Raw genomic sequence first — 3,007 nt, forward strand, 5'->3', positions numbered from 1 at the left:
TCCGACGAATCCGTATGCGTCGATGCAAAGCGCACCAGCTTGGCAATGCGTTCGCCTTTCTAAAATATTCCGATTGCCATACATATTTTTTTAAAATGCGAATTAGGAGTTCTCCGATTTTTCAAGCCGTCTGCACCTGTGAAACTTGATTAAACATTCAATTCAAAGATAGTGCGCCGGTCACTCTTTGGGGATCGGCGCCATCCTTGGACGCTGAGCAAGAGATAGAACTATGAGACAAATTCGCCATGCGACAGGGTGCCGTCTGTGCTCCTATACTAAAAAAACGTTGCCGCACATTGCGAACGAAATTTATCGGGCGCGCGTTACAGCGCTCGCCGAGTCGGCCGGCCAAATGGCTGGTTGCTTATGATGCTTCGGACGAGTTATACGGAACGACGTTCGACTGAGCGTGGGCGCCTCAGTCGCTTGCGTTCATCTGCGCTGACCGCTGGGCTTTTAGCGTTGTCATTTTCGACCGTGACTACCCACGCGGCAAGGCTGTCCGAATTGGTTGATGACGCTTTGGCACATGACGCCACGTTTGCGAGTGCCGAAGCGTCATATCGCGCGGGTTTGCAAAAAGAACCCGAGGCGCGAGCAGCGCTGCTTCCACACCTCGGCCTCACCCAGTCCGATTTCAAAAATGCGATCCATGTACCGGGGCAACCAGCTGCACCTTATTCCACGGTGGGCGCAGCGCTATCGCTAAATCAGTCTTTATTTAAGTGGGATGATTGGGAGTCCTATCAGGAAAGTAAACTCTCGGTTATTGGTGCCGGCTTCATCTTCGCTAGCGCGAAGCAGGATATCCTTCTGCGAGTAGCACAAGCGTATTTTGATTCACTATCGGCGAGAGATGGCTTTGTGCTTGCGCAGGAGCATCTGCGTTCGGTCAACGAACAGTTGGAACTGACTCGACGGAGCTTTACGCTCGGCGCAGCGACCGTCGTCGATCTGGACGAGGCACAGGCGGCGGCCGATTCCGCACATGCCGATTTGGTCAAGGCGCAGGGGGAACTTGCTAGGCGCTACGCTGCGCTGCGCAAGATAGTCGGGCACTCCGTCGACGCAATTGAACAGCTCGACGCAAGCACTAGCTTGGCGACCTTTACACCCGGTTCGTCCGAGGTGTGGGAATCGGATGCACAGATATCTGGGCTGGACGTACGGCAACAGCAGATTGCGCTCGAAATTGCGAAGCGAGAGGTCAGCAAAGTGGACGCGAGCTACATGCCGAGTGTTTCTTTAGTCGGCAATGCGAGTAACGGCAACGCGGCGTTCATCAACGGACAAACGAACTTCTACACCGGTGCGCACCGCGCATCGTCGGGCGAGATCGGAATCCAGATCAGCATTCCGCTTTTCGACGGTCTTTCAACATTGAGTAAAAAACGGGAAGCACTCGCGCTCAGAGACAAGGCCGAAGACGACTTGGAGGATGCGCGCCGCTCGGCTGCACTTGATGCTAAACAGGCCTTTCTCGGCGTGAGCGAAGGGCTAGCTCAAATTGCCGCACTGCAGACTGCAGAGCGATCCGCCGCAACGGCCCTGCAATCCGACCGTAAAGGTTTTCGTGTTGGAGTGCGTATCAACGCTAACGTCCTCGACGCCGAAGACAAGCTATTTCGAACAAGGCGCGACCTAGCCAGCGCACGTTATGACACGCTAGTGCAGTTCCTTCGCCTCAAGGCAAGTGTGGCGCAGCTTGACGAGTCGACGCTTGCACAGCTTGACGCGCGCGAAGGCAAACAGGCCGGCGCTTCCGAAAAGTAAATATGACAATTTTTCAGGCAATAAAGCGGCATCTGCTGGTCGCAACGTTCTTCGGCATTGCTAGCAATCTTCTCGTGTTGGCGCCTACGTTGTACCTATTACAGGTTTACGACCGTGTTTTGCCAAGCCGCAGCCTCGAAACATTGGTAATGCTAGTGATATTCATGACGATCGCGTTGTTCATGACGTTTGCAGTGGAAGTTGTCCGCAGCCGCGTGTTGACCGATCTCGGCCGGCAACTCGCGGACCGGTTGGACCGACTAGCTCTCGAGGCCCGCGTCGATATGCTGGCAAGACGAACTCCCCGGCCGGATCTTGCTACGTCTCAGGACGTGGCCGCTCTTCGTGCATTCCTTTCGGGTGCGGGAGTGACTGCGCTTCTTGATATGCCTTGGCTTGTGTTTTACCTAGCGCTCATGTTCCTTTTCCATTGGTCGCTCGGTCTGATTGCGGTGGGAAGCGCGATCATTTTGGTCTGCCTGACATTACTCAACGACAGATCGACCAGGGGCGGAGTGCGCTCATACATGGCACGTCAACGCGAAACGGACCAGATCGCCGCTCAGATTGGGCGCAACGCGGAAATTGTGACTGTGCTTGGCATGAACGCTGCCGTAATTGACGCATGGGCAGTCCGGCGAAGCCTGGATCTAGACGCGCAGGAGCAAGTCACCGACACGTCCATGTTGAACAAAAATGTCAGCAAGGCGCTGCGTCAGGCCATTCAGGTTGTGATGATGGCGGTTGGTGCATGGCTTGTTATCAACCAATATGCAACGGGGGGAGTCATGCTTGCCACCACAATATTGCTAGGCAAAGCACTCGCCCCAGTTGAGCAAATGCTTGGAAGCTGGAAGCAGCTTACAGAGGTTCGGCAGGGTTGGGACCGTCTCAATGCACTATATCGTTGGACGGTTGGACGCAGCGCTATCGAGCTACCTCCGCCCAAGGGCCGGCTTACTGTGGACGCACTGACTTTCAGCAGTCGCAGCGTCAACGATCAACGTGGGCGCCTACTTCTTAAGGGAATTCAATTCTCCCTCGACCCCGGCCAACTGCTCGTGATTGTCGGCTCGAGCGCGTCCGGAAAATCAACACTTCTGCGGCTTCTGGCCGGCCTGTGGGAGCCGCAATCAGGCACGGTGCGCTTGGACGGCGCCGACATTGCCAATTGGCCGCGTGATACGCTGGGACGTCATCTGGGCTATGTCCCACAGGATGTTGAACTCTT

At 55.4% G+C, this 3,007-nt stretch carries 2 protein-coding genes; both read left to right on the forward strand.

Annotation, left to right across the window (positions count from 1 at the left end; genetic code table 11):
• The first annotated feature begins 429 nt into the window (after positions 1-429).
• The gene (locus ACFFAR_RS29510) at positions 430-1,776 is read left to right on the forward strand and encodes a TolC family outer membrane protein (RefSeq protein ID WP_375509047.1); all 1,347 of its coding nucleotides are present in this window, start codon (positions 430-432) and stop codon (positions 1,774-1,776) included.
• 2 nt (positions 1,777-1,778) lie between these two features.
• Positions 1,779-3,007: type I secretion system permease/ATPase (locus ACFFAR_RS29515; RefSeq protein WP_375509048.1), on the forward strand; the 1,229-nt coding region annotated here is incomplete at its 3' end.

It is taken from the genome of uncultured Caballeronia sp. (genome assembly GCF_964243625.1).
Classification (GTDB): Bacteria; Pseudomonadota; Gammaproteobacteria; order Burkholderiales; family Burkholderiaceae; genus Caballeronia.